26 protein-coding genes and 1 tRNA gene are annotated in these 24488 nt (G+C 67.6%); 20 read left to right on the forward strand and 7 right to left on the reverse strand.

The annotated features are described in order from the left end of the window. Nucleotides 1-40 precede the first annotated feature (40 nt). Both ACFWIW_RS11005 and ACFWIW_RS11010 read right to left on the reverse strand, forming a co-directional pair. Complete coding sequence (locus ACFWIW_RS11005) at nucleotides 41-193, reverse strand: hypothetical protein (RefSeq protein ID WP_378368276.1); 153 nt, start codon at nucleotides 191-193, stop codon at nucleotides 41-43. Next, a complete protein-coding gene (locus ACFWIW_RS11010) occupies nucleotides 190-531 on the reverse strand; it encodes a helix-turn-helix transcriptional regulator (RefSeq protein WP_378368277.1) in 342 nt (113 codons plus the stop codon). The genes ACFWIW_RS11005 and ACFWIW_RS11010 overlap by 4 nt, the downstream gene beginning before the upstream one ends. Nucleotides 532-635: 104 nt before the next feature. On the opposite strand from ACFWIW_RS11010, the gene ACFWIW_RS11015 reads away from it, so the two are divergent. Both ACFWIW_RS11015 and ACFWIW_RS11020 read left to right on the forward strand, forming a co-directional pair. Further along, entirely contained in the window at nucleotides 636-1199 is a 564-nt protein-coding gene (locus ACFWIW_RS11015; RefSeq protein WP_378368278.1) for a hypothetical protein, read from the forward strand. 291 nt (nucleotides 1200-1490) lie between these two features. Continuing rightward, nucleotides 1491-1784, forward strand: a complete 294-nt coding sequence (locus ACFWIW_RS11020) for a hypothetical protein (RefSeq protein WP_378368279.1) — start codon at nucleotides 1491-1493, stop codon at nucleotides 1782-1784. Between the two features lie 152 nt (nucleotides 1785-1936). Here ACFWIW_RS11020 and ACFWIW_RS11025 read toward each other — a convergent pair whose 3' ends face one another. Beyond that, a complete protein-coding gene (locus tag ACFWIW_RS11025) occupies nucleotides 1937-3508 on the reverse strand; it encodes a recombinase family protein (protein ID WP_378368280.1) in 1572 nt (523 codons plus the stop codon). Nucleotides 3509-3645: 137 nt separating this feature from the next. On the opposite strand from ACFWIW_RS11025, the gene ACFWIW_RS11030 reads away from it, so the two are divergent. After that, a complete protein-coding gene (locus tag ACFWIW_RS11030; protein ID WP_378368281.1) occupies nucleotides 3646-4035 on the forward strand; it encodes a peptidase inhibitor family I36 protein in 390 nt (129 codons plus the stop codon). Nucleotides 4036-4277: 242 nt separating this feature from the next. After that, nucleotides 4278-4351: transfer RNA gene (locus ACFWIW_RS11035), tRNA-Arg, on the forward strand. Nucleotides 4352-4658: 307 nt separating this feature from the next. Here ACFWIW_RS11035 and ACFWIW_RS11040 read toward each other — a convergent pair. Next, a complete protein-coding gene (locus tag ACFWIW_RS11040; protein WP_378368282.1) occupies nucleotides 4659-5825 on the reverse strand; it encodes a peptidogalycan biosysnthesis protein in 1167 nt (388 codons plus the stop codon). After that, nucleotides 5822-7072, reverse strand: coding sequence for an MFS transporter (locus ACFWIW_RS11045; RefSeq protein ID WP_378368283.1), 1251 nt, complete (start codon nucleotides 7070-7072; stop codon nucleotides 5822-5824). The genes ACFWIW_RS11040 and ACFWIW_RS11045 overlap by 4 nt, the downstream gene beginning before the upstream one ends. A 261-nt stretch (nucleotides 7073-7333) precedes the next feature. Here ACFWIW_RS11045 and ACFWIW_RS11050 point away from each other — a divergent pair, with 261 nt between their 5' ends. Genes ACFWIW_RS11050 through ACFWIW_RS11105 form a run of 12 tightly spaced genes read left to right on the forward strand, consistent with a single transcriptional unit; the run spans nucleotide 7334 to nucleotide 19513 of the window. Then, nucleotides 7334-8518, forward strand: a complete 1185-nt coding sequence (locus tag ACFWIW_RS11050; RefSeq protein WP_378368284.1) for a peptidogalycan biosysnthesis protein — start codon at nucleotides 7334-7336, stop codon at nucleotides 8516-8518. 3 nt (nucleotides 8519-8521) lie between these two features. Continuing rightward, nucleotides 8522-9283 carry a thiazole biosynthesis family protein gene (locus ACFWIW_RS11055; protein ID WP_378368285.1) on the forward strand — a complete coding sequence of 254 codons (762 nt, stop codon included), beginning with the start codon at nucleotides 8522-8524 and terminating at the stop codon, nucleotides 9281-9283. Continuing rightward, the gene (locus tag ACFWIW_RS11060) at nucleotides 9280-10527 is read left to right on the forward strand and encodes an aminotransferase class III-fold pyridoxal phosphate-dependent enzyme (protein ID WP_378368286.1); all 1248 of its coding nucleotides are present in this window, start codon (nucleotides 9280-9282) and stop codon (nucleotides 10525-10527) included. Before ACFWIW_RS11055 ends, ACFWIW_RS11060 begins: the two co-directional genes overlap by 4 nt. 16 nt (nucleotides 10528-10543) lie before the next feature. Next, nucleotides 10544-11662: a zinc-binding dehydrogenase gene (locus ACFWIW_RS11065; protein WP_378368287.1), complete on the forward strand. Its 1119-nt coding sequence runs from the start codon at nucleotides 10544-10546 to the stop codon at nucleotides 11660-11662. A 13-nt stretch (nucleotides 11663-11675) separates the two neighbouring features. Further along, nucleotides 11676-12845, forward strand: coding sequence for a pyridoxal phosphate-dependent aminotransferase (locus tag ACFWIW_RS11070; RefSeq protein WP_378368288.1), 1170 nt, complete (start codon nucleotides 11676-11678; stop codon nucleotides 12843-12845). 5 nt (nucleotides 12846-12850) lie between these two features. Further along, nucleotides 12851-13828 carry an aldo/keto reductase gene (locus ACFWIW_RS11075; RefSeq protein WP_378368339.1) on the forward strand — a complete coding sequence of 326 codons (978 nt, stop codon included), beginning with the start codon at nucleotides 12851-12853 and terminating at the stop codon, nucleotides 13826-13828. Continuing rightward, the gene (locus tag ACFWIW_RS11080; protein WP_378368289.1) at nucleotides 13807-14829 is read left to right on the forward strand and encodes a hypothetical protein; all 1023 of its coding nucleotides are present in this window, start codon (nucleotides 13807-13809) and stop codon (nucleotides 14827-14829) included. The genes ACFWIW_RS11075 and ACFWIW_RS11080 overlap by 22 nt, the downstream gene beginning before the upstream one ends. A 6-nt stretch (nucleotides 14830-14835) precedes the next feature. Then, entirely contained in the window at nucleotides 14836-15807 is a 972-nt protein-coding gene (locus ACFWIW_RS11085) for an aspartate carbamoyltransferase (RefSeq protein ID WP_378368290.1), read from the forward strand. Continuing rightward, the gene (locus tag ACFWIW_RS11090) at nucleotides 15804-17261 is read left to right on the forward strand and encodes an amidase (RefSeq protein WP_378368291.1); all 1458 of its coding nucleotides are present in this window, start codon (nucleotides 15804-15806) and stop codon (nucleotides 17259-17261) included. The genes ACFWIW_RS11085 and ACFWIW_RS11090 overlap by 4 nt, the downstream gene beginning before the upstream one ends. A gap of 3 nt (nucleotides 17262-17264) precedes the next feature. Continuing rightward, a complete protein-coding gene (locus ACFWIW_RS11095; RefSeq protein WP_378368292.1) occupies nucleotides 17265-18074 on the forward strand; it encodes a substrate-binding periplasmic protein in 810 nt (269 codons plus the stop codon). A 4-nt stretch (nucleotides 18075-18078) separates the two neighbouring features. Continuing rightward, nucleotides 18079-18756, forward strand: a complete 678-nt coding sequence (locus tag ACFWIW_RS11100; RefSeq protein ID WP_378368293.1) for an amino acid ABC transporter permease — start codon at nucleotides 18079-18081, stop codon at nucleotides 18754-18756. A 7-nt stretch (nucleotides 18757-18763) separates the two neighbouring features. Further along, complete coding sequence (locus ACFWIW_RS11105; protein ID WP_378368294.1) at nucleotides 18764-19513, forward strand: amino acid ABC transporter ATP-binding protein; 750 nt, start codon at nucleotides 18764-18766, stop codon at nucleotides 19511-19513. Nucleotides 19514-19549: 36 nt separating this feature from the next. On the opposite strand, the gene ACFWIW_RS11110 is transcribed toward ACFWIW_RS11105, so the two are convergent. Next, a complete protein-coding gene (locus ACFWIW_RS11110; protein ID WP_378368295.1) occupies nucleotides 19550-20434 on the reverse strand; it encodes a LuxR C-terminal-related transcriptional regulator in 885 nt (294 codons plus the stop codon). A gap of 338 nt (nucleotides 20435-20772) precedes the next feature. On the opposite strand from ACFWIW_RS11110, the gene ACFWIW_RS11115 reads away from it, so the two are divergent. Further along, nucleotides 20773-21243, forward strand: coding sequence for a GNAT family N-acetyltransferase (locus ACFWIW_RS11115; protein WP_378368296.1), 471 nt, complete (start codon nucleotides 20773-20775; stop codon nucleotides 21241-21243). Nucleotides 21244-21283: 40 nt separating this feature from the next. Here ACFWIW_RS11115 and ACFWIW_RS11120 read toward each other — a convergent pair whose 3' ends face one another. Then, nucleotides 21284-21694: a MarR family transcriptional regulator gene (locus ACFWIW_RS11120; RefSeq protein ID WP_378368297.1), complete on the reverse strand. Its 411-nt coding sequence runs from the start codon at nucleotides 21692-21694 to the stop codon at nucleotides 21284-21286. Nucleotides 21695-21781: 87 nt separating this feature from the next. Here ACFWIW_RS11120 and ACFWIW_RS11125 point away from each other — a divergent pair, with 87 nt between their 5' ends. The 3 genes from ACFWIW_RS11125 (at nucleotide 21782) to ACFWIW_RS11135 (ending at nucleotide 24477) form a co-directional block, all read left to right on the forward strand. Next, on the forward strand, nucleotides 21782-22858 hold the full coding sequence (locus ACFWIW_RS11125) for a substrate-binding domain-containing protein (RefSeq protein WP_378368298.1): 1077 nt from the start codon (nucleotides 21782-21784) through the stop codon (nucleotides 22856-22858). A 93-nt stretch (nucleotides 22859-22951) separates the two neighbouring features. Next, nucleotides 22952-23452 (forward strand): AmiS/UreI family transporter, encoded by a 501-nt coding sequence (locus ACFWIW_RS11130; RefSeq protein ID WP_378368299.1) that lies wholly within the window; start codon nucleotides 22952-22954, stop codon nucleotides 23450-23452. 26 nt (nucleotides 23453-23478) lie between these two features. Next, a complete protein-coding gene (locus tag ACFWIW_RS11135) occupies nucleotides 23479-24477 on the forward strand; it encodes an aliphatic amidase (RefSeq protein WP_378368300.1) in 999 nt (332 codons plus the stop codon). The last annotated feature ends 11 nt before the right edge of the window (nucleotides 24478-24488 follow it).

A 24488-nucleotide genomic window follows, 5' to 3' on the forward strand; every position in this document is an offset into this window, starting at 1 on the left:
GTGCCAGCACGAGGCGGGCCTTTCTTTGTGGGACTTGGGATCAGGCCGCCTTGTCGGTGGCCAGGGTGGTGCGCGGGAGCGGCAGCAACTGCCGGAGCCGCTCGGCTTCTTCGGGGGTGGGCGGGCCGGACGCGGCGAGCAGACGAGCGAAGTACTGCTCGTAGTCCTCCCCCGGCTCGGCCCGGATGATCACGACGCCTCCGCGAGCGCGCCGTCCTTGGCGACGCGCTTCGGGCCCTTACGGTCTTGCTCGGTGTCCTGGCGTCGTGCGGGTCCAGCGGGGCGGCCGGGCTGCTTCGGCGGGTCGGAGGGGTCGCCGGTCGGCTTCGCGTCGGCCGCGACGATGTCGTTGACGGCCAGGTCGAGCACCCGGGAGAAGCGGTAGACGAGACGCATCGAGGGCTGGTCGGCGCCGCGCAGGACGTTCTCCAGGTACTTGGGGGAGATTTTGACCTGGTCCGCCAGCTCGGTGTTCGAGAAGTCGCGCTCGTCCCGTGCGTCGCGAAGGAGGGTGAAGTTCACTGCTGGCATGTCCCAGACATTGCCAGACTTTCCCAGGCGCTACAACCTGTGTTACCTAGTCGAAATCTGGGATTCCCTGTGCTTTCCCTGGGACTCTCTGTTACCTTCTGGCAATGCACCTCGTCTGGAGTGGCCAACATCCCCCTGGTCGACATGCACCTACCTGTAAAACCCTGGGATATCCTGGCGCCGTGGAGACACGGCGTAAGGAAGTCGGCCAAGAGATCAAGAGGGCCCGGCGACGCAAGAAATTCAAGAGCCAGAAGGCGTTCGCCGAACACATCGACGTCCACGAAAGCAGCGTCGCCTACGCCGAGATCGGCAGCGATCGCATCGGCGAGTCCGTGTTCGAAGCGATCGAGGGCGGCATCGACTGGCCGATCGGCAGCACGCAGGCCTACATCGACGGAACCGGCGCCCCGCCCTGGACACTCACGCCGACACCCGCGAAACCTCCCATCGAGCCGCGGACCGAGATGCCGGCGCCGCACGAGTGGTCCGCCGAGGCCCGGCGAAAGATCCTCGCAATGAGCGTCGAGGACATCCTCGAGTTCGCCCGACAGATCAGGATCACTAGCGGTGACCGCGCGGCGATTCTCTGGTTGAAGGAAGCGTCACGGATCAAGGCCGAGGCGCCGACCATCGAAGCCGAGATCTCCAGTTCGAGGGATGACTAAGAGTTCCCGTTTAGACACGCGCAACCGGGCCACTTAGGACAGTGCAACCTTAGTTTGACCTGCGGTTTTGTCAGATACGCGAGCACCGTAGTGGCGCACAAGATCGTCCGAAATAGCTGAACCCTCCCGAGGCCGAGACTCTGCATCTCTGCAACCGCGATGTGACCAAACTGTAGGCCCTTCGAGTGGAACTGAAAGATCCTTGAATTTTCAGCTCACGCTTGGTCACGGTTTGGCGATAGTCCTCCTGCAATCGGGTCATCCCCGTACGACAGAGGAGGGAGTCAACGAGTGACCACCCCTAGGGCCACTTTGCCAACGAAAAACACGGTCTCCCACGGGAAGCTCTACTGGAGCGCAGGGGGCGCTCTCGCGATCGGAGCAACTCAGGCAGTCGCCGGCGCGGCGCTCGACTGGCCGCCGCACCTGCTGATCCTGAACCTTGGGTTAGTAATCGTGCTCATCCTGCTCGGCTGGCGAGCGGAGACTGCCCAGCTCCGCGCGGAGTACATCCGCGACGCATGGGAAACGCGCGAGATGCTGGACGAGATCGACGAGATCCTCACACAGGATCAGCACCGATAACCCGGGGGAACGTCGGGCGAACGGGGTGGTCCCGCCCGACGTTGATCAATTCATTTCAGGCACGCCGCTTCCCCCGGCAACGCCTGAGACGAAACCGTAAAACTGCGGGGGGGGGGGGCGTCTTCTAAAGCCGTCTTTCCCACCCCCCTCCGCTACCGCAGCCGCTTCACCTCAGACTTCTCCGGCCGGTAGAAATGCGTCCGCTCGATCGGCATCACCTTTCGACCGCGGCCCGTCGGCCCGATCTGCTCGACCCGCAACTGCCCCAAACCCAACGTTCCATGGGGCGTCGGCGCAAGAATGATCTTCGCGATCTCTCGCTTCGTCGAGAACGCGGCATCCGCCCACTCCCGCCGAACACCGGCACCCGGAGTGATCAACCCGGACAGCGCGCTCGGCGTCCGCAGCTCCGCCTCCCGCTTCTCGAGGTCGGCGATCTCGTCTTCCAGTTCCATCGCCCGCTCGGTCGCGAACTTCGACTTCGCCTTCCCTGCGTCCTTACGCGCCCGCGCGGCGGCCGTCACATCGTCGTAGTCGCTGCGCGCCTCGGCCAGCTGAGCGAGCACTTCAGCCAGCTCGGTGTTCGTGTCGTCGACCAGGAGGTACTCGTCGAGGGTTTCGAGATACTTCAGCATCAGCCGCTCCGCGTACTCCTCCAGGTCGAACTTGTCGATGTTCACGCAGCCGTTCTTGACGCACACGTAGCGCCAGTACTTCCGCTTCTTCAGGTTCACGCGCAAGGGTTCCGAGCATTTGGCGCACGCGACGATGCCCGACAAGAGGTGGATCACCGCGCCGGGACGCAGGTTCGTCAGCCTGGACGGGTCACGCAGGATGCGCTTCACCGCGAGCCACGTGGGCTTGTCGACCAGCGGCTCCCACACGCCTTGAGTCACGACGGCGTCCGGAGTCATCGGGTCATACACCGACCGCCGGTTCGGATCGTGAACCCGGATCCCGAGATAGGTCTCGTGCAGCAGCAGGAACCCGATGTTCTGCGAGTTCCAGTCACCGCCGCCCCGCCGCTTCGAGCCGCGGGTGTTGAGGTCCTTCGCGATCCCCCTCAACGATTCGCCCTTCAGTACCCGCCGGTACATCTCCTGGAGAATCGGCGCCTCGACAGGGTCCGGTTCCTGGCGTACGAACTTCCGGGTGCGTTCGTCGTAGATCCGGCGGTAACCGTAGGGGATCCTGGCGTGCGGGAGCCCCTTCTTCGCGGCGGCGGCGGTGGCGCGGCGGATCGTTTGCGACATCTCCGCGACGTCGAGCTCCCCCTTCGAGGCGTCGTCGATGAGCAGCTTCCGATCGCGGGGCTTCTTCGGATCGACGATGCGGTCATAGATTGTGACCCAAAACACGATGCCGAGTTCCTCGCACAGGTCGATCAGATCAAGCCACTCCCCTGTCTTCCGGGAGCCGCGGTTGATCGCGTAGAGCATGAGGACCTTCGCCGTGAACCGGCCACCGCGGAGATCGGCGATCAACCTGTCGAACGCGGCACGGGCCTTGCGCTGGTACTTCGACGCCGACCCGACCTCCCGGTAGACGGCCTTCTCGCTCATCGCCCAGCCGAACTGGGCGCAGGTATCCAGGTGCCCCTCGTGCTGCTGTTCAGGGGATCGCTCGATGCCGCTTTCGTCCTTCGAAACCCGCTCGTAGGCGGCGACTTCGATCCCGGCCGGCTGCTGCATCCGGGTGGCTGCCTCTGGTCCGATGACGTCCATCAGGTTAGGGTACATCTAAGAAGGCATTTCTACAGAAGTAGAAATGCGGGCAGACAAAGCCTTCCCCGCGCGGCATCGTGGAATCAAACATTCATTGACGGCGCTCAAGCCGCCGATTCACGGGGGAGAACCCAGCCATGCAACGACGTCTGACGAACCTGCGCGCCCGCCTCCCGCACGTACTCCTGCTCGCCCTGGCGGGCCTGCTGACCAGCGCCGGAGTCGCCGGCGCCGCCACCGCGCCGCCCCAGCCCGACTGCCTGAAGGGCGAGTTCTGCGTATGGGGCGCGGAATCATACGGCGGCGCGGTGCACAAATTCGACCTGCGCACCGCCAATCCCGAGGAATGCATTCCCCTGCCCGAAGGCTTCGACGGGCATTCGTTCGTCAATCGGCTGAGCCGTGACGTGACGATCTACCAAAGCGAGGAATGCACGACGGAGGGAGATTTCATCACCTATCCGGGTGGCGGCACCTACGTACCCCAGGGACCGTTCGTGATCCGCGCCCTCAAGATCTGGGACTGACCACCCCGGCGGTTCGTGCCGGTCGCTCGCGGACGAGTCGACTCGCGACCTGCACGAACCCAGGGGCCGCTCCCCCGAAGCGGCCCCGGCCCGTGAGCGCGTCACCCCGCGTCGTGACGCGCTCACGGGTGTTCCAAAAAACGGTGGGCTCGACCTGAAACGATCTGGCGGTGTCGAACGATCGACAGGTTGGCGACGGCTAAGCTGCCGATGCTGGGCGACACCCAACGTCGCCGACGTCGGCCCTCGTAGCTCAGCTGGATAGAGCAAGAGCCTTCTAATCTCTAGGTCGCAGGTTCAAGTCCTGCCGGGGGCACGTCGCAGAGGAGAACGGGACGGGAGGGGCCACACAGGCCCCTCCGCCCGCGATGTCACTTCTCGGACCCGCGCCACCAGGCAACCTTCCCGGATCGTTCACTGAAGCGCCGGGAGCGTCTCCCCTGCCGGTGTGATCCTGCATACAGCCATCTCGAAGAGCCCGCGAGCGAGCTCATCCCGCATCGCTTCGAGATCACTGACGCCGGTGGGGAGTTTCTCAAGCAAGGCCAATCAGGTTGCTCGTTGACTCCGGCCGCCGTCGAGGAGAGGCCGCCGCGCTCTCGGCCATCGCGAGCCTCCACGGCTCAGCGGGAGGACAAACCCACCGATTCCGCGAGTTCAGGGGACAGGTCCGACCAGAGCGACGCCGGAGCCACCGACCGCAGCTTCGTCGCCTCGGCGGTCAGCAGCTCGAAGCGGCTCGCGGTGTGCGCTCGTCCCCGCTGTTCGGTCCACAACGGACGGTCCGAGAGATCGACTGCCCACAACGCGCGGAAGATCGCGCCGCGGGCCACTTTGGCGGCGGCCGTGCTGTGCCCCAATTCGACCCAATCGAACCCGTGCGTGATCGCGTAACGCAGGGGTTCGTAGACGAGGAGGTTGAAGTATTCGGCCTTGTCCGGGCGGTCGTAGTCCTTGCCGAACATGCGCACGAGCAGGTCCGGCCGGGAGTGATAGGAAAGGCAGGCCGCCGCCAGCGCGCCGTCACGGCGAGCGGTGAACACCGATGTGTGCTCGTCTCCCGCCTTCGCCTGTCTTGTCAGTGACGCGAGCATTTCTTCGGCGTCACCGCCCATACCGTGCCTGCTCTCGAGCTGGGCGGCCAGCGGAGCGAATTCCCGGAGACACGAGGTGAGCGACTCGACGCCGACCTCGTAGCCCGCGCCCGCGAACTTGCGCATCTCGCGGCGAATCTGTCCTCTGCGCTGATGCGAGAACCGATCGAGGTAGCCCTCCAGTCCGTCGGCCGGAACCTCGATTCCCGCGCAGCCGTCGAGCAGTACGGCCCGGCGCATACCCACCGCACCGGTCAGCCGCAGCATGGTGGAAGTGTCCGCGTAGAGCGCGAGCACACCCGAGGCCCGGTGTTCGGCCGCGTGCCGATTCGCCGCCGCGGTCAGCTCCGGGATCACTGAGCGCGAGTCGATACCGTCGCGGGTCAGCACCCCGCTGCGATAGGACTTTTGAAACCCCATCACCGCGTAGCGGACCCCTGTCACCCCGAGATCTCCCAGCAGCAGCGACGGTGTCCTGAACTCGTGTTCGTCCGCCGTGGTGAACCACAACGGCAGCACCGCGGCGAGCCCGCGTCCGTCCCGCGCGAAAACATACGCGCATCGCCTGCCGGTCTCCGCCTCGGCGAACGCCGTCCACGACCAGCCGGCGTAACAGCCCGCGGGATCGGCGAGCACGTCCCATTCGTGCGGGCCGAATTCGTGCACGCTGGTGGCGATGCCGACGGTCCAGGTCACTTGGAGACCTCCTCCGGGGAACGTCCCGCGCCGACGTCGAGTTCTTTCGGCCGCGAGGTCATCATGCTCGTGATCACGAGCATGAGCCCGCCTCCCGCCACCAGCAGGGCGGCGGCGGCGGTGAAGGTGGCGGTGATCCCCAGTCCGATGAGCACGGGCCCGGCGAGCGCGAGCCCGAGCGGGCGCAGCGCCGTCGACCCCAGCCATTCGTACGCCGAGATCCGCGAGACGTACTCCGGCTCGGCCGACGCCTGCACCGACAGGTCCCACAACACGCTCGCGTAGGCGATTCCCGCCCCGGCGAGCGCGTGCACGGCCAGTTGCCATCCGAGCGGGGCGGCCCAGCCGAGACAGAGCAGAGCGGGCACCATCAAGACCAGGGCGCAGTAGAACGCGTGCAGCGGATTCGACGTGCGCCATCGCAGGGTGAGCGCGCTGCCTGCCACCGTGCCACAGCCGTAGGCGGCCGCGAGGAATCCCCAGATGTCGGGTCCTCCGAGCCTTTCGTCGGCCACGAGCGGCCCCCCGACGTAGTACAGCCCCATCACCACGAACTGGAAGAGCCCGAGAAAGAGCACTCCGCTCCACAACCAGGTGAGTTCCTTGAACGCGTTCCAGCTGGTGACCAGGTCCCGAACCAGGCCGGGCCCGGCCGACCGGGGCGCACGCCCGCAAGGGACCTTCACCAGCAGCAGGATCGCGACCACGAAGGCCGCGACGCCCACGAGCAGGGCGACCGTGGGGCTGGCGACGACGAGCAGTCCGCCTGCCAGCAACGGGCCGCCGCCGGTGGCCAGGCTGGTGATGATGCCCACCTGGGCATTGGCGGAGGCCAACCGGGACCGGGGCACGAGATGCTGGATCACCCCGTTCGTCGTGGGCAGGTAGGCGGCGACCGCCGCCCCGTATCCGCATTGCAGTGCGACGATCGGCCACACCGAGGACACACCGCCCAGCAACAGCAGGACGGTCGCCACCTGCACGAGGACCTTGACCGCGTTGGCGGCGATCAGCACCGCGGCGCGCGGCACCCGATCGGCGATCGCACCGCCGAGGAGCAGGAAGGCCGTGGTGGACAAGGCGCGCGCACCGAGCGCCAAGCCCACTTCGACCGCGCCGCCGATCGAGAGAATCGCCAGTGGCAGAACGACCTGGGCGTACTGGTCGCCCGCCATCGACAGGCCGTTGGACACGGCGAACCGCCGGAACAGAGGTGCCCGCCACGACAGGGCCAACGCCACCGTCATCCTCCCGACAATTCGATGCTTCACCCCGGGGCCGAATTACCGATTTCGCGCACGCCAAATAGACGGCCGCATATCACGCGAGGGTAAATACGTTTTATGATGGCAAGTATCCGGCGCTTCCCTCAATACTCCGATTGAGGGACGACTTTCGGCGTACATCTTAGTTTCACAAATCCATCGTTCACTTGACCGGCTTCGACGGCCCCTGAGTAAAGTCCTGATCACTGCGATCGGCCGGGAAGCGACCAGGGGGAGTCCTTCGTGCTGGAAAGGTACGATTCGATCGACCGACTGACCGGTATGGGATACGGACAGGTCGCGGACACCGAAAACCTGTTCGTATCGTCGCGCTGGTTACGGCTCGAAGAACGTGTGAGCCGGGACAAGCCCATTTACCTGGCCGTCAGGAACAAGCAAGGTTCGCTCTTGTCGGCGCTTCCTTGTTTCCTGCTCGACGACCGCTCGGCGGGTTCACCGTTCATCCGGCTCGACACCTTCCTGTCGGGCCTGCTCCCCGAACCGGTCCGGCGCGACGTCTCCGGCGCGGACCTGGCGAAATCGGCACTGCCCACCCTTTTGTGCGGTGGCAGGCGGACCTCGCATACCGCGGCACCGATCCGGCCGGGGCTGACCACGTCCGAGAGACGCGCCGTCCTGACCGCGGCCGTGCGAGAGCTGGACCGGCTCACCGAGGAACTCGGCGCGGCGAGTACCGCGTTCCTCTACGTCGCGGAGAGCGACCACTCTCTGCGCGACTGCCTTTCGGCCAACGGGTACACGGAATTCCCCAGTCATCGCAACCATATGCTCACCGTTCCCGCCGACGGTTTCGACGGATACCTGAAAAGTGTCTCCAAACGGCGCGCGCAGGCGATCAGGCGTGAGGAACGACGGCTGGACGCCGCCGGTGTGGTCGCCGCCGTCGAGCGATGCACTTCGCCGGTGATACGTGAGCTGGCCCCTTTGCAGCAGGCCCACGAACTCAAATACGGGGTGACGACCGAGGTCGAGCAGCTGGTGGCCCGGCACGAACAGGCCAGGGAGGTCTTCGGGGACGACTACCTGGTCGCGACGGCGCGCACCAGGGACGGCACCCTGCGTGGGTTCACGACGTTCATCCCGGCAGGCCACACCATCCACGTCCGCGAGCCCGGCCGCGAATACGGCTGGGAGCCCTCGCTGCCGATCTACTTCCAAACCGTCTTCTACACACCGATCAGACATGCCGTCGCTCACGGTTTTCAATACATCGACTACTCCATCAGTGCAGAAGAGACCAAGAAATCCCGGGGCTGCGAGTCACAGCCCCGATTCGCCTACGTCAAATTCGCCGAATCGCGGCGCCGGGCACCGGAGGGCACTTTGCGGACCGTGGTTCGAGCCCTGACGGACAAGAGCCGGCCTGCTCGGGAAACAAGCCGAACGGGACAACCGACCGAGGGGTAAAACATGGTCAAGCAGGAAATCGAGGTCGCCGGGCTGACGGTGAGCCGGTTGTGGCACTGTTTCGGGACCGAACGCCACCGCGCCTCGCTGGACACCGTGATCAAGTTGCTGAAGGCGTCGGGGACGAACGTACTCCCGATCAACACCCACCATCTCGACGCCGCGGGCGATCGCGCCGCACTCGAACTGGGTTTCGCCGGTGTCACCTATGACACGCTCGGCGAGCGGATCGACGTCGGACGTTACGTCAAGATGCTCAACATCAATCTCCGCACCAGCGCGGACGCGGCCGTGGAAGCGGCGAAGGCCGCCGTCGCGCTCACCGGTGAAAAAGTGCTCAAGCTCGAGGTGCTCACACCGGATCTGAAAGCGTCGCGAGACGACCAGGTGATCGAGGCGGCGACGCGGCTGATGAGCTGGGACCCGTCGCTGGCCGTGTTCCCGCTGCTGTCCTGCGATCTCGCCGCCGCGAAGGCCGCCGCCGACGCCGGCTGCGGGCTGCTGCGGGTGATGGGCTCCAACATCGGCACCGGTGCCGGGATCGCCGACCCGATCACGTTCGGCGGGATCTGCGAGCTCCCGGTGCCCGTGGTGCTGGACGGCGGGGTCGGCAAACCGGCCGACCTCGCGCTGGCGGCGAAGCTCGGCGCGGACGGCGCGCTGGTCAACAGCGTGTTGTTCGACGACGGCAGGCCCCCGGAGACCGTGATGGCCGACTTCGTCGCGCAAGCACGAGACACCTTCGTCCTGGCCGCGGCACGATGACCTCGGATGACCCCCGTCTGTCCCGGAACACCATCCCCCGCCGGGGGACGATCTCGGTGGTGGGCGGGGACGGCGCGGTCATCAGGGACGCGGCGGGCCGGGAATGGCTGGACCTCAGCAGCCAGACCGTGAATCTCCTTTTCGGACAGTCGCATCCGTTCATCACCGAACGGGTGATCGGGCAGCTGCGGGACTACACCTTCGTCGACCAGGATTTCGACTGCCCGCGCGACCGTATGGCCATCAAGCGGTTGCGGCCTCTGCTCCCACCGAACCTGACCTCGTTCAACATCCGGATGTGCAACGGTTCCGACGCGGTCGAGTGCGCGGTCAAACAGGCCAGACGGGCCACTGGGCGGTCCCGGGTGCTCACGGTGGACGGCATCTACCTCGGCCAGACCACCCAGGTCATCCATTTCCGCGGGCTCGGCGAGCGGCCGTCGGACATCCTGCGCGGCAGCACGGAGGACGTGCTGTTCGCGCCGACGCCGTACTGTGACGACCACGGTCACGATCCGCTGGAATGCCCGACCGAGAACGGCGAGCTCACCGCCGAACTGATCGCACGCCACCATCGCGAACTCGCCTGTGTCCTGGTCGATCCGGTGCTCCTGAGCAAAGGGGTGTTCCTGGGGCGGGCCATGTCCGCCTTCGTCACCACCGTCGCGGCCGCCTGCCGTGAATTCGGCGTGCCGCTCGTCCTCGACGAATGCCAGTCCTTCGGCTGGGTTCCCGGGAACACGTTGTCGACGTTGTGGCAGGTCCGGCCCGACGCGCTCGTGCTGGCCAAAGGCGTCGCGGGTGGTTTCCCGCTCTCCGTCTGCGCGACCACGGCGGAGCTGGACAACCTCAACTGGGGCGAGGCCGACTACACCAACGGCGGGCATCCGGTCGCGGTTGCGGCGATGGACGCGACGTGTGAACTGCTGGCGGATCCCGCCCAGCAGCGCGATTTCGGCGAACTCTGCTCGGTGCTCGACGAGCATCTTCCCCCCGCCACCGGAACCCATGCCCGGTCGCGAGGGATCGGGATGGTGCGGGCGTGGGAGATCCTGTCCGACGGTGTCCCCGCCGATCCCGCCTACGTCAGGCACATTTCCGACGCCTGCCTCGACGCGGGGGTTTACGTGCGCCCTTATGGCAGCGCGCTCGGCATCAAACCGCCCCGGTCGATCACCGCCGATCAACTCGCCAAGGCACTGCACACCATCGGCCGGGTCGTCGACGAAACGCGTGGCCACTAGAAATGGGGAGCCATCAGTGAAAACGTCTGAAGCGCGAACAGTGGTCTGGGACGGGACCGCACTGTCCGAGCACACGGTCAAGCACGTGCACCGGACCGACAGCACCGTGCTGGAGGTCGTCGCCGCCGGTATCTGCGGAACCGATCTGCACGTGCTGGCGCACAGCGGTTTCGGCAGGCCGGACAACGTGCTCGGTCTCGGGCACGAGATCCTCGGCCGGGTCCAGCGGCCGGGGCCCGCCACGCCGGTGGTCGGCGGCAGCACGATCGCCGCCGGAGACCTGGTGCTCGTCGTTCCCGGCAAGGCCTGTGGACGGTGCACCATGTGCCTGTCCTTCGGCGCGCATGAGCACCTGTGCCCGCGGCGCGTCGTGCACGGATTCTCCGCGTTCCGCCCGGACGGCGCGTTCCCTCTCGGCGGGTTCTCCACCGAGATCGAGCTCGCGGACGACATCGCCGTGATCCCGGTGCCCGATGGCATGGACGTCAACCGCGCGGTACTGGGTGAGCTGGTCTCGGTCGCGGTGCGGGGCGCCGAACGCGCGCTGGGCCACGGCAGGCCGGACATCGGGATGGGGACCCTGCTCGGGGGAACCGCGGCCGTTCTGGGGGCCGGGCCGGTCGGTGCCGTCGTCGCCCTGGTACTCGCCGCGGCCGGACTCGAGGTCACGGTGACCGAGACGAACGAGTGGCGGGCCAAGTACGTCGGCGAAAAGCTCGGGCTGCGCGTGATCGTCCCCGAGCCCGGCACCCCCTGGCTCGACGAACTGATCGCCGGCTCCCCCGGCGGCCTCGGCTTCGACGTGGTCGTCGAATGCGGTGGCGTCCCGGAGTTGTTCACCGACGCGCTGACCCTCGCCAGAGCGGGTGGCCGCGTCGTGGAACTGGGGCATTTCATCCCGAACGGGACCGTCCCGACCGATCCGGCGGTGATCTGCCGCAAGGACCTGGAAGTGGTCGGTTCGGTGCTCGCCCCGCCCACCGCCTATCCGAAGGCGCTTCGCTTGCTGCAACGCGAAGATCTCGCCTTCGACGAGATCGTGTCTTCGAAGCTGACGCTCGCCCAGCTGACCGACCTCGATCTGGTCCTCGGCGAACGCGACTACCTCAAGCGAGTGGTGCGGCCGAACGGCTGAAGAGAGGAAGACGATGACGACTCCCCTGATCCGACCGGATCTTCCCCTGTCCGCCGTCGCCGCGATCGCCGAACGCGCCGCGGCGGCGGGATGGCCCGACGTGATACCGATGGCCGGCGGCGAACCGCGCTTCCCCTGCCCGCCCGGCCTGCTGGACTCCCTGCACACGGCAGCACCGGACGTGCTGACCAAGTACTCGCCGTTCAAGGGAACGGCGGACTTCCTCGATGCCGCGCGGCACAAGCTGCACGAGGTCAACCATCTCGACGTCGGCCCGGACGAGATCATCGCCGTACCCGGTGGCGCGCAGGCCTTGTTCTCCACCTTGTCGGTCCTCGTGCACGGGACCCGCAAGAAGGTGATCATCACCGATCCGTGCTGGGAACACTATCCACGGATCGCGATCGCGGCCGGCGCCGAAGTGGTGCGGGTGCGGACCACCCGCCACTCGGCCCACGACACGATCGACCTCGACGACCTGGACCGCCTGATCGACCACGACACGGCCGCGGTCCTGCTGAACACCCCGCTCAACCCCACGGGATCGGTGCTGAGCGAGGAGGAACTCGACCGCGTCGGCTGGTTGTGCGAGTCACGCGGCGCGCGCATGGTCGTGGACGAAGAGTACGAAACCTTCGTCTACGGCTCCCGACGGCACACCACCGCGCGCGCGGCGCGCCGGTCCGCGATCTCCCTGTTCAGCCTGTCCAAGAGCTTCGCGCTGACCGGGATCAGGATGGGGTACATCACCGCGGACGCACCCACGATCGACGCGCTGAAGCGGTTCGGCCTCTTCACCTACATGTACAGCTCCAGCCCCGCCCTGGTGCTCGGCACGGCCGCGCTGCGGGCCGACCTCGCCACCTACCTGGAAGGGGTCCGCTCCGAATACGAGGAGAAGACGGCCCGCCTGGCCAAAACGTTGGACTCGATCCCCGGGATCGAGTGCGCCATGCCAGAGGGCGGCGTCTACGTCTTCCCCCGGATCGCGGACGTGGACGGCGAGTCGCTCGCCGAGCGCATCGTGTCCGAACAACACGTGCTGTGCGTTCCCGGAGAAGCGGCGGGAAGCAGCGGCCGGGGTCACGTGCGGTTCTTCGTCGGCCTCGACGACGACGTGGCGGCCACGGCCGCGGCCCGGATCCGCACGCTGCTCGGGGTCGCGGAGCAGCCGAACCCGTGAACCGGATGACGCTCGGGACCGTGCACTTCGCCAAGTTGCCCCCGGAGACCGCGTATCGCGTGCTCGACGCGTTCGCCGAAGCCGGTGGCTCCGCGGTGGACACCGCGTCGTTCTACGGCCGCGGCTATGTGGAGTCCGTACTGGGCTCCTGGCTGCGCCGGGCCGGGCCGGTGGTGCGTGTGCGCACGAAACTCGGCTATTTCGAGAAACCGGGAGACCATCGCGAGCACGCGGCCGTGCGCGAGGCGTTCGAACGCAGCGTCGCGAGGCTGGGCGGCCTGCCCGGCGAAGTGCTGCTGCACGAGGCGGATTGGGCGTGCTGGTGGGATCCTCGCTCCTCGCCTGGCGAGCTGGGCGCCCCGCCGCCAGGGCGGCCGGTGCCCGCCTGGGAGACGCTGCGCGAGCTCGCCGCCGAGACCGGGGTCGGTATCGGGGTGTCCGGCAACAACGCCGGAATCCTCGCCACCGCGGCGGCCCGGCTGTCCGCGACCGGGGTGCTCGTGGCCAAGCAGTACGACCTGTTGTGGCGTTCGGCCGAAGTCCTTCTCGCCACCCCGGGTCTCCGCGTCGATCTCGGCGCTCCGTTCCATCAAGGAAGGTTGTTCGATCTCGCCGCGCTCACGAAGGTCCCCGGGCTGGCAGCGGCGGCGACCCGGCTGCGGACGCTGCTTCATGAGGCCGGAGTCCGGGTCGAAGACGTCGCGGTGCCCTTCGTGCTGGCCGAGCACCGGGCCCGGGGAGTCTGCGTCGGCCTGTCGTCGGTCTCCGAGGTCGCGGCGCTGACCGCCGCGGCGACGCGCGTCCTGGATCCCGGCCTGCTCGCCGCGTTGCGCGCCGCCGGTGTGCGGCATCCGCCCATGCCCGGCCCCGCGGGCACCCCCGAATATCTCGCACCGCCCTGGCGCGACGGACCGTCCGTCGCGCCGTCCAGCCACCCGGACCGGAGAGAGGAACCACGAACATGGTCACCAAGCCGTATCTGAAGCCCGCCGCGGTCATCGACCGAGAGAGCGAGAACCTCCGGTTCACCTATCGTGGCCGGGCCTACACCTTCCCCGTGTCCCTGACCAAGCCCGTGGAACTCGCCACGATGGCCATGGACGGGCGCACACCGCTGCCGGAGATCGCGCTCAACAGCCTGCTCGGCACCGACGAAGTCCAGGAGCTGGTGACCGAGCTGTCCGGCACGCCGCTTCTGCTCGACGGGGAGCAGGAGGTGCTGGCGGACGGCGGGCTGAGCGGCCGCGAGGCGTACTGGCGCCTGGAAGGCCAGATGTGGGACTGGCGCGGGCTGGGCCAGCGTACCGACATCCGGCCGGTGACTCCCCTCGACGTCGAGGTCGGGGCCGGTCGCGCGCCGATCGACGTCGTCAAGGGGTTCTGCCTGGAAATCTGCCACCAGGTGTCCAACGCGCCACGCGAGATCTCTTTGGCGATCGCGAACGCGCCGACCAAGGCCGCTCGCGACCTCTACATGGAGTTCTACGAAGAGGAACATCCGCACGGCGACATGCTGCGCGAGGCGCTGGCGCACTGGCTGCCCGAAACCGGGATCGACGCGGCGGTACCGCTCCCGCAGACCCTCGGCCTGCTCAACACCTACAACTGGTGGGCGCAGAGCGACCCGCTGCTGTACGCGGTGGCGCTGATGCGCGACGAAGGCAGTGGCCTGGACGCGACGCCAGCGCCGGAGACCGACGTGTACGAGGCCATGCGCACGCACTACGACGTTCCGAAGGAGGTCACCGAACGCTTCCACTGGCACGCCACCCTCGACGCGGACCTCGACCACGGATCGTTCCCGCTCGACGTCTTCACCACCGTGCCCGTCGTCGAACCGCTCAGGTACGCGGCACTCACGAAGGCGGCACGCGGCATCGTCGAGCTCTACGACGCCTTGATGAACGGTGTCCTCGAGTACTACTCGGCGAACTCGGCCGAGTCGCGCTGGTCCCAGGTCACCACACAGGCCATGGCCCGATAACCCGCCATGGCCACGGAGATCCGGCATTTCACCTCTGTGCGGTCGATGGACGGGAAAGCCATCCGGCGCATGTTCGATCTCGCCGCGGGTATTCGCGCGCTCCCGGCCGCGCAGCGGTCCACGCTGCTGCACGGCCGCGTCGTCGTCAGCGCCTTCTACCAGCCGAGCACCCGCACCCGGACCGCTTTCGAATCGGCGGCACTGCGCCTCGGCGCCGCCTGCACCGGATTCGCGGAAGCGTCCTCCACCAGGGCGGGTGACTTCTACCAGGAGACGCTCGAGGACGTGGTGGCGAACCTGGGCATGCTCGGCGACGCGGTGGTGCTGCGGCATTTCGAAAGCGGTGCCGCCGCTCGCGCGGCACTGGTGTCACCGGTTCCGGTGATCAACGCGGGCGACGGCTACAACGAGCATCCCTCGCAAGCCCTCGGCGACGTCTGGACGATGTGGCAGCTGTTGGGTGACCTCGCCGGCACGAGCATCGGGTTGCTGGGTAACGCCAACGTGCGTTCCCTGCACTCGATCACCTTCGTACTGGCCGAATTGCGCCCGGCCGAGGTCGTGTTCCTTCCCGAGCCGGGGACTTCGGTGCCCGAAGACAGCAGGCTCGCCTTGGAAGCGGCGGGAGTCCGCTGGACGACGGTCGGCGACGTGGAAGACCTGCTCACCCGATGCGACCTCGTGGAGACGATCGGCACCCGGCATCCGGACCACAGCACGGCACAGCAGCTCGCGAACGCGGCGGACGTCAGCTCGACCCCGGAACGGTTCCGCATCGACGCGGCGGTGCTGAAACGGGTGAACCGGGAGGTGCCGATCCTGCATCCCGGACCGCGGACCGACGAGGTGGCGACGGACGTCGACGGTCTCCCCGTGGCGCACTACCTTCCCCAGGTCCGGCACGGCATGTGGATGAAGGCGGCGATGCTGGCCTCCTGCTTGTGCGCACCCGAGCAGCTGGCGGTGGGGATCCGGTGACCGAAGTGGAGGCGGGCTCCGGCGAGCGGGCCGCGGCCCGCTCCACGACGGCACTCTGGACGCTGCCGGCCACCGAACTGCTGGCCGCACTCCGCGGCGGCACGGTGACCGCGGCCTCCATCATGGAATCGGTGCTCGATCGCGTCGCCGCCGTCGATCCCCTCCTGCACGCTTTCGTGGAGGTGGACGCGGCGGGCGCCTTGAAGGCGGCGCACGCGGCCGACGACGCGTACCGGCGGGGAGAAGCCGGGCCGTTGTCCGGGATCCCGTTCTCCGTGAAGGATCTGCATCCGGTGCGCGGGATGCGGACCGGTCACGGGAGGGCGGTCCGCGGGGCGGAACCGGAGACCGAGGACGACCTGGTCGTCGGTCGGCTCAGGGCCGCGGGGGCGATCCCCTTCGGAAAGACCCGGTCTCCGGAACAGGGCTACTGCTACTCGTCGATGTCCAGCGACGGCGTGGCGGCGCGCACACCTTGGCGGCTCGATTACGGTGCCGGCGGTTCCAGCAGCGGAGCGGCCGCCGCCGTGGCGGCGGGAATGGGCCCGCTCGCGCTGGGCAGCGACGGCGGCGGATCCATCCGCGTTCCGGCTGCTTTGTGCGGTGTCGTGGGTTTGAAACCCTCCTTCGGCAGGATCCCGGCCTTCCCGGTAGCGGACGCTTTCACCGCTCCGAGAGTCCACATCGGCCCCTTGGCCCGAACGGTCGCCGACGCGGCGCTCTTCCTCCGCCTGGCGCAGGGCGCCGACTCCCGGGACCCGTTCTCGTGGTCGGCCCCGGTGGCGGACGGCGGGTCTGCCCGGCGACCTGCCCCGTTGCGGCTGGCCTGGACGGAATCCCCCCAAGGCGGGCTGCCGGTCGACCCCGAAGTCGCCGCGATCACGGGAGAAGCGGCACGACGACTCGCGCAGGCACTCGGGTCCGCTCCCCCGGCTCCGTCACCTGGCTGGGGAGATCAGAGCGAGGTGCAGCGAGTGCTCTGGGAAGGCGGCCTGGCGATGCGCTATCCGGGTCCGGTCGACGCCTCATGCCCGGATTCCCTGCGCCGCCTGGTCCGGCGGGGAAGGACCCGGTCGATGGCCGAGCTGGGGGCCGCCGGCCGGGCCAGGACCCGGCTTTTCCACCATTTCCGCGAGTTCTTCGAGAACTGGGACGTGTTGCTGACCCCGACTTGCCCGGTCGCGGGCTGGCCGCACGACCGGACCCCCGGGCTGACACCCGGCCGGGAAGACGCCCTGCTGGCCGGTGCGGCCGTCTATCCCTTCAACCTCACCGGCAATCCGGCGATCACCTTGCCCGCGGGGTGGACCTCCGCCGGGCTGCCCGTCGGGCTGCAACTGATCACCGGCTGGCGAGCCGACGCGCTCCTGCTGGAAGTGGCACAAGTGTTCGAGCAGGTCCGGCCATGGACGAGCCGTCGTCCGGTCCTGCGTCGGCCGGGAAGTGGAGGGTGATCCATGCTGAAGCCCCGTGTTCTGCTCGGTCTCCTGCTGGCACTGGCACTGGTCGCTTCGTCCTGCGCCGCGACCGACCAGCGGACGAGCCTCCAGCGCATCCGGGACGAGAAGGTGCTGCGCGTCGGGATCGGCGCCTCTCCACCGCTGACGATCCGGCGTGCCGACGGCTCGTACGTCGGCCTGGACGTCGACCTGATCGATCAATTCGCGCGGAGCCTCGGCGTACGGGTGGAGTACGTGGGGACCAGTTACGCCACGATCATCGCCGGTCTGCAATCAGGGAAATACGACATGATCACCTCACTGCAGGCCAGGGAAGAGCGCCGGAAAGCGGTCGACTTCGCCGATCCGCTGCTGTCCATGGGCGGCGCCTGGCTCGTGGCCAAGACCGACACCAGGCTCACCGACCTCGCCTCGCTCAACGACCCCGGGGTCACGATCGCCTGCCTCGCCGGTGGCGCGCAGTGCCTGATCTGCCGTCACGTCGTGCCGAGGGCGAAGTTGCGGGAGCTGCCCTCGGCCGGATCCGGTCTGCCGGAACTGATCTCGGAACTCGGCAGCGGCCGCGCGAGCGCCGTCGCCGCCGAGGCGCTGATCATGCCGGCGATCCTGGCGAAGTACCCGCAATTCCGCGTGATTCCCGACGCACCGGAGGGGGTCGACCCGGTACCTGTCGGCTGGAGCGTTCCCAAGGGCGACGGCGAACTGCTCGCCGAACTCAATCGGTTCATCGCCGGGAAGAAGGCGGACCGGACCATCGACGAAGCGCTCAAGAAGTGGATCACCCCCGAGAACTCGCTGGGCGGGTGAGGGAATGGCGGCGACGGACTACACGTTCGACTGGACCTACCTGTTCACCGGAGAGGCGCTGGACGCCGCGCTCGGCGGGCTCGCCTTCACCGCGGGCCTTTCGGTGGTCTCCCTGCTGGCGGGCAGCGTGGTCGGTCTGCTCTGCGCGCTCGTGCGCGCCAACAACGTGCCGGTGCTCGGCCAGCTCGCCTACGCCTACACCGAGTTCTTCCGCACCACGCCGGGGCTGGTGCAGCTGATCTGGATCTTCTACGCGCTGCCGATCCTGCTCGGGGTCGAACTGCCGGTGATCTCGGCCGGAGTACTGGCCTTGACCCTGAACTCGGGGGCGGTCCTCGGGGAGGTGTTCCGGGCGGGGATCACCTCGGTCGGGCCCGGCCAGCTGGAGGCCGCGGCGGTGCTGCGGTTCACCCGGTTGCAGACCATCCGGCACGTGATCCTTCCGCAGGCGTTCCGCCATGTGCTGCCCGCGCTGGCGACCACCCTGATCCTCCTGATCAAGGAGTCTTCGCTGCTGAGTGTGATCGCCGTACCGGAGATCACCTACCGGGCCCAATCCATCGTCAACGCGACCTTCCGGCCGCTGGAGGTCTACACCCTGCTCGCCGTCATGTACTTCGTCGTCACATACCCGCTGTCCATGCTGAGCGGCAGGCTCGAACGCAAACTCGCGATGGTGTAGGAGAAGCATGGACGAGCCCCGGAACGGGAACACGGCCGAGGTGCTGGCCGTGCGCGGTCTGTCGTTCGCCTACCAAAGCGGATCGCCGGTACTGCACGACATCCACCTCTCGGTGGGAGAACGGGAACTCGTGGCCGTCATGGGCCGCAGCGGCAGCGGCAAATCCACGCTGCTCCGCTGCATCGCGGGCCTGGCGGAACCCGACACCGGGGCGATACTGGTCCGGGGACGGCGGATCAGCGGCAGGGAACGCAGGCGGGACAACGCCATAGGGATGGTTTTTCAGCAGTTCAACCTGTTCCCGCACCGGACGGTCCGTGACAACATCGTCATGCCGCTGAGGGTGGTGGACCGCGTCCCACTGGACGCCGCGGTCCGGATCGCGGTGGAACACCTGGAGATGGTGGGGCTCTCCGGCCTCGGCGACCGGCGCCCCACCACGCTGTCCGGCGGGCAGCAGCAGCGGCTCGCCATCGCCCGCATGCTGGCCATGCGGCCCCGGATCCTCCTGCTCGACGAGATCACTTCGGCACTCGACGCCACGTTGACCGCGGACGTGCTCGCCATCATCCGCCGTCTGGCCGACACCGGTCTGCCCATGTTGATGGTGACCCACGAACTGACCTTCGCCAAACGGTTCGCCGATCGGATCGTCGTGCTCCACGACGGCCGGATCGTCACGGAAACCTCGCCGGAGTACGAACGTACGCTCACGCCGGTCACCGAAGCGGACCAACCTCCGAGCACCCCGCGATGACTCCCGGACAGGCGGCCCGGCCGTCTCAGTGCCCGCTCACCGGCGGCCGTCCCGTTCGCGGCCGTCCTTCCTCTTCAGCCGCCCGTTCGGCCGACGGCCGGGCGAGTCCCGCGCCGGCGTCCCGCAAACCCGGCGGGGCGCCGACCGGACCAGCGCCGTGATCTCGGCACGCTGCCCGACCCCGAGCTTGCGCAATATTCTCGAGACGTGCGTCTTCACCGTCGGTTCGCTGATGTAGAGGCACCTGGCGATTTCCCTGTTGCTGTGCCCTTTCGCCACGAGTTCGGCGACTTCCTTTTCCCGGGGGGTCAGCCGGGATACCAGGTTCTCCGATTTGCGGGCGGGCCCGGTGAGGAGACTGAACATCTCGTTCCACACCGCTCCGAAGGTCTCGTTCAATTCCTGGACGGCGCGCTGGAGCGCGACTTCCTCGCTCGGCGCCGTCCGTCTGACCCGGGCGATACCCGCGCGGAGCGGCAACAGCTTCCCACCGATGCTGTCGGCCAGCTCCGGCGGGCAGGACCACCCCGCCGGCGAATCTTCGTCCGGGTGGGCTTCCCGGCCTTCGGACCGTCCTTCCGCCGACTCGTCGATCATCGTCCGCGTCAGGCGCAAGAACGCCTCCACCGCCTGTGCGTCGTAGACGTCCGGACTGCACGACAAGGCGGCGGCGAAGCCGATCACCCGGCAACGGCCCGCGTGCCCGGCGTCGAGCACCGGCACCACGATCGCGTCCTGGAAACCGAATCGCAGGGCTTCGAGCCACGGGCTTCCGCGCAGCACCACGCCTTCGTCCTGGTCGACGGTGTACGGCCACCGGCGCCCCAGGATCCAGTCGCCCAGTGCGTCGGCGTCCAGCGGCGGATCCGACTCGCCGAGGCGCAGCACACGCACCGAGTCCGTCGGCCAGAAGGTGTTCATCGCCACCAGAAGATGGGCACGCAGAGAGCTTTGTTCCCGGCCGGCCACCAGCTGCGCGATCTCGTCGGTGTTTTCGAGGAACGTGACGACGCGTCCCGGTAATCGGGACGTCGTCGAGCGAGACAGGGGACATGCAGGCGACTTATCGCGACAATGGCAGAGCAACAGGTACCCCCACAGTTACCTTTGAAGACCTGACGCAGATAAATGACGAAATGGCCTCGTCATCCACGCTACGCGCGATTTCATCGCCGTCGATACCGGCAAAAGCGTGGTAATCGCCGGGACCGGGCGGAGTCACTCGGACCGGGACCCCCGCACCATGCCAAGATCAGGTCATGACGTCTTCGCACCCGGTGTCGATCCGGCAGGCCGGCGAGCGCGACGTGCCGACACTGGCGGCACTGCGGCGAGCATGGACGGAAGAGCAGTCGGGAAAGCCGGTCGAGGACGACGGGTTCGAAGAGCGTTTCGCCTGCTGGTACGCCGCCGAAGCATCGCGCCGATCGGCGTTCTTGGCCGAACTCGACGGCGAGGCCGTCGGTATGGTGAACCTCGCCCTGATCGAACGAATGCCGCGGCCCGGTCTCTCCGCCACACGCTGGGCCTACCTGGGCAATGCCTTCGTGCTCGCCACGCACCGCGATCGGGAAATAGGAGCCGCTCTGGTCGACGCCGCCCTCGCCTACGCGCGCGCGTGCGGTTGCGATCGTGTCGTCCTGTCCCCCACCGACCGGTCGGTGCCGTTCTACCTGCGCGCGGGCTTCGGCCCGGCGACCATGCTGCTGGCGCGGGTTCTCGACGAATGACGGCGATCCGGCGGTGGCACGGAATCCGGATCCCCGACGTTCAGTCGCCGAGACCCCGCAACGCCACGAGCACTTCGTCCGGCACGTCGAGCCGGGCTTCCACTTCCGACACCTTCGCGGCCACGCGCCGGTACGTCGCGCGGCCACGGGCGCTGAGGTGGACGAGCACGCGACGTCTGTCCGTAGCGTCGACCTCGCGGTAGGCCTGCGCGGTGGTCACCAGTTTGTCCACCACCCTGGTCAGCGTCGGGGCGGTGGCGAGCGTCCGGTCGGCGAGGTCGGCCATGGCGAGACCGCCCTTGCCGCTCAGCGCGTCCAGCACCAGCCACTGGTCCAAGGTGAGGCCTTCCTTGGCGAGCACCTGCTCGACCTTGGCGGCGACGGCCCGGGCGGCGCGGGTGAGCGAGCCGGTGAGCGACGTTCCGGCGGTCGTGACGCCGCGTGTCCCCATATCCCGTCCCCTTGCCAAAACCGGACACCCTCGCAATACTTCCAGGTGAAAGCACTTTGACCTTACCGGGCCACCGCACGGAGCGCCATGCCCCCACGCCTCGCCACCCGGCCCCGCGACGACACCTGGCGTGTGGCCATGGTGGTCCCGTTGCAGGGACCCGCCGGGCTGTTCGGCCCGTCGTGCGAGGCGATCACGGAACTGGCCGTCCACGAGCTCAACGAATCCGGCGGCATCCTCGGCAGGCAGGTCGAAGCCGAGGTGGTCGACGGCGGTGGCACCCCCGCGCAGGTCGCCGATGAGCTGCGGCGGTTGGTCGGCACGGGGCGGGTCGACGCGGTGAGCGGCTGGCACATCTCGTCGATCCGGCACGCGCTCGCGCCGGTCGTGGCCGACAGGATCCCGTACGTGTACACGTCGCTCTACGAAGGCGGCGAGCGCCGCTCGGGCATCTTCTGCACGGGCGAGACACCACGCTGCCAGATCGAGCCGGCGCTGCGCTGGCTGCGCGATCACCTCGGAACCAGAAGCTGGTTCGTCGTCGGCGACGACTACGTCTGGCCGCACCGGTCGACCCGCGCGATCCGCCACTACGCCAGGGAGCTCGATCTGCGGATCACCGGCGAGGCGTTCGTCGGGCTCGGGGCGGGCGATATGTCCACAGTGGTCCGCGAGATCGAACGGTCCACAAGCGACGGTGTGCTCATGTTGCTGGTCGGGCAGGACGCGGTGCGCTTCAACCGCGCCTTCGCCGCGCACGGGCTCAGCGATCGGCTGGTCCGGTTCAGCCCGTTGATGGAGGAGAACATGCTCCTGGCGAGCGGCGCGAACGCCACCGGCAACCTCTACGTCTCCGCCGCCTACTTCCGGTCCATGGTCACCGCCGACGCGATGGACCTGCTCGGCCGCTACGTCGACCGCAACGGCCCCGGCGCCCCCGCCCTGAACAACGCCGCCGAATCCTGTTACGAGGGGCTGCACACGCTCGCGGAACTCGTCCGCCGGGCGGGGACGTCGGAGCTCCCCGCGCTCAACGCGGCGATCGACGGCGTCGCCTATCACGGCCCTCGAGGCACGATCGAGTTCCGCGGGCGGCAGGCCGATCAGCACGTCCATCTCGCGGTCGCCGACGGCTACGACTTCGAAGTCCTCACCAGGCTCTGAAATCCGCCCTCTTGACTCGCTCCGGCACACCACATACTTTCATTTGAAATTATTCCATGTGACGCACATCTTGCGGAGGTGAGCATGGGTGACGTGGGCCTACTCTACGTCGGCGCCGCCTTGATGATCAACGGCCTGATGCTGCTCGGCCGGATACCTCCGCGTTCGGCGGCGGTGCTGAACCTGTTCGTCGGCGCGCTGCAGTGCGTCACCCCGACCGTGCTGATCGTGCAGGCGGGCGGCGACCGGGACGCGATCCTCGCCGCGTCCGGCCTGTACCTGTTCGGTTTCACCTATCTGTACGTCGGTATCGCGAACCTCGCCGGCCTGGAGCCCGAAGGCATCGGCTGGTTCTCGCTCTTCGTGGCGGGCGCCGCCGTGGTGTACGCGGGAATCGCGTTCTGGCACGACGACGATCCGGTGTTCGGCGTCATCTGGCTGTCCTGGGCCCTGCTGTGGACCTTGTTCTTCCTGGTTCTCGGCCTTGGCAAGGAACAGCTGACGCGGTTCACCGGCTGGACCACCCTGCTGCTCAGCCAGCCGACGTGCACGGTGCCCGCCTTCCTCGGCCTCACCGGCGTTTACCCGTCCTGAAAACCGTTCGGAGAAAAGGAGTCTTCATGCGACACGGTGATATTTCCGCCAGCCCGGACACGGTCGGCGTCGCGGTGGTCAACTACAAGATGCCGCGCCTGCACACCAAGGCCGAGGTCCTCGACAACGCCCGCAAGATCGCCGAAATGGTGGTGGGCATGAAATCCGGCCTTCCTGGCATGGATCTCGTGGTGTTCCCCGAGTATTCGACGCAGGGCATCATGTACGACCCGAAGGAGATGTACGAGACCGCGGCGACGATTCCCGGCGAAGAGACCGAGATCTTCGCCGCCGCGTGCCGCGAAGCCCAGACGTGGGGCGTCTTCTCGATCACCGGCGAGCGGCACGAGGACCACCCGGCCAAACCGCCGTACAACACGCTCGTGCTCATCAACGACCGCGGCGAGATCGTCCAGAAATACCGCAAGATCCTGCCGTGGTGCCCGATCGAAGGCTGGTACCCCGGCGAGGACACCTACGTCAGCGACGGCCCCAAGGGCATGAAGATCTCGCTGATCATCTGCGACGACGGGAACTACCCGGAGATCTGGCGCGACTGCGCGATGAAGGGCGCCGAACTGATCGTGCGCTGCCAGGGCTACATGTACCCGGCCAAGGAACAGCAGATCCTGATCGCCAAGGCGATGGCGTGGGCCAACAACTGTTACGTGGCGGTGGCGAACGCCGCCGGTTTCGACGGCGTGTACTCCTACTTCGGGCATTCCGCGATCATCGGCTTCGACGGGCGCACGCTCGGCGAGACCGGCGAAGAGGAATACGGGATCCAGTACGCGCAGCTTTCGGTTTCGGCGATCCGTGACGCGCGGACCTACGACCAGTCGCAGAACCACATCTTCAAGCTGCTGCACCGGGGTTACACCGGCGTGCAGGACGCGGACGAAGGCGACAAGGGCGTCGCGGACTGCCCGTTCGACTTCTACAAGCTCTGGGTCACCGACGCCAAGAAGGCGCAGGAGAAGGTGGAATCGATCACCCGCGACACCATCACTCCTCGGCACCCCTGACCAGGACGGTG

The organism is Amycolatopsis sp. NPDC058340 (assembly GCF_042723975.1).
Lineage (GTDB): Bacteria > Actinomycetota > Actinomycetes > Mycobacteriales > Pseudonocardiaceae > Amycolatopsis.

Bases quoted from the DNA above. Each gene is read 5' to 3' on its own strand.
- ACFWIW_RS11100 (WP_378368293.1), top strand. From the start codon at position 18,079: ATGGCGGCGACGGACTACACGTTCGACTGGACCTACCTGTTCACCGGA.
- ACFWIW_RS11010 (WP_378368277.1), bottom strand. From the start codon at position 531: ATGCCAGCAGTGAACTTCACCCTCCTTCGCGACGCACGGGACGAGCGC.
- ACFWIW_RS11055 (WP_378368285.1), top strand. From the start codon at position 8,522: ATGGTCAAGCAGGAAATCGAGGTCGCCGGGCTGACGGTGAGCCGGTTG.
- ACFWIW_RS11110 (WP_378368295.1), bottom strand. From the start codon at position 20,434: ATGAACACCTTCTGGCCGACGGACTCGGTGCGTGTGCTGCGCCTCGGC.
- ACFWIW_RS11045 (WP_378368283.1), bottom strand. From the start codon at position 7,072: ATGACGGTGGCGTTGGCCCTGTCGTGGCGGGCACCTCTGTTCCGGCGG.
- ACFWIW_RS11060 (WP_378368286.1), top strand. From the start codon at position 9,280: ATGACCTCGGATGACCCCCGTCTGTCCCGGAACACCATCCCCCGCCGG.
- ACFWIW_RS11095 (WP_378368292.1), top strand. From the start codon at position 17,265: ATGCTGAAGCCCCGTGTTCTGCTCGGTCTCCTGCTGGCACTGGCACTG.
- ACFWIW_RS11080 (WP_378368289.1), top strand. From the start codon at position 13,807: ATGGTCACCAAGCCGTATCTGAAGCCCGCCGCGGTCATCGACCGAGAG.
- ACFWIW_RS11070 (WP_378368288.1), top strand. From the start codon at position 11,676: ATGACGACTCCCCTGATCCGACCGGATCTTCCCCTGTCCGCCGTCGCC.
- ACFWIW_RS11135 (WP_378368300.1), top strand. From the start codon at position 23,479: ATGCGACACGGTGATATTTCCGCCAGCCCGGACACGGTCGGCGTCGCG.
- ACFWIW_RS11025 (WP_378368280.1), bottom strand. From the start codon at position 3,508: ATGGACGTCATCGGACCAGAGGCAGCCACCCGGATGCAGCAGCCGGCC.
- ACFWIW_RS11115 (WP_378368296.1), top strand. From the start codon at position 20,773: ATGACGTCTTCGCACCCGGTGTCGATCCGGCAGGCCGGCGAGCGCGAC.
- ACFWIW_RS11075 (WP_378368339.1), top strand. From the start codon at position 12,851: ATGACGCTCGGGACCGTGCACTTCGCCAAGTTGCCCCCGGAGACCGCG.
- ACFWIW_RS11015 (WP_378368278.1), top strand. From the start codon at position 636: ATGCACCTCGTCTGGAGTGGCCAACATCCCCCTGGTCGACATGCACCT.
- ACFWIW_RS11125 (WP_378368298.1), top strand. From the start codon at position 21,782: ATGCCCCCACGCCTCGCCACCCGGCCCCGCGACGACACCTGGCGTGTG.
- ACFWIW_RS11105 (WP_378368294.1), top strand. From the start codon at position 18,764: ATGGACGAGCCCCGGAACGGGAACACGGCCGAGGTGCTGGCCGTGCGC.
- ACFWIW_RS11120 (WP_378368297.1), bottom strand. From the start codon at position 21,694: ATGGGGACACGCGGCGTCACGACCGCCGGAACGTCGCTCACCGGCTCG.
- ACFWIW_RS11085 (WP_378368290.1), top strand. From the start codon at position 14,836: ATGGCCACGGAGATCCGGCATTTCACCTCTGTGCGGTCGATGGACGGG.
- ACFWIW_RS11030 (WP_378368281.1), top strand. From the start codon at position 3,646: ATGCAACGACGTCTGACGAACCTGCGCGCCCGCCTCCCGCACGTACTC.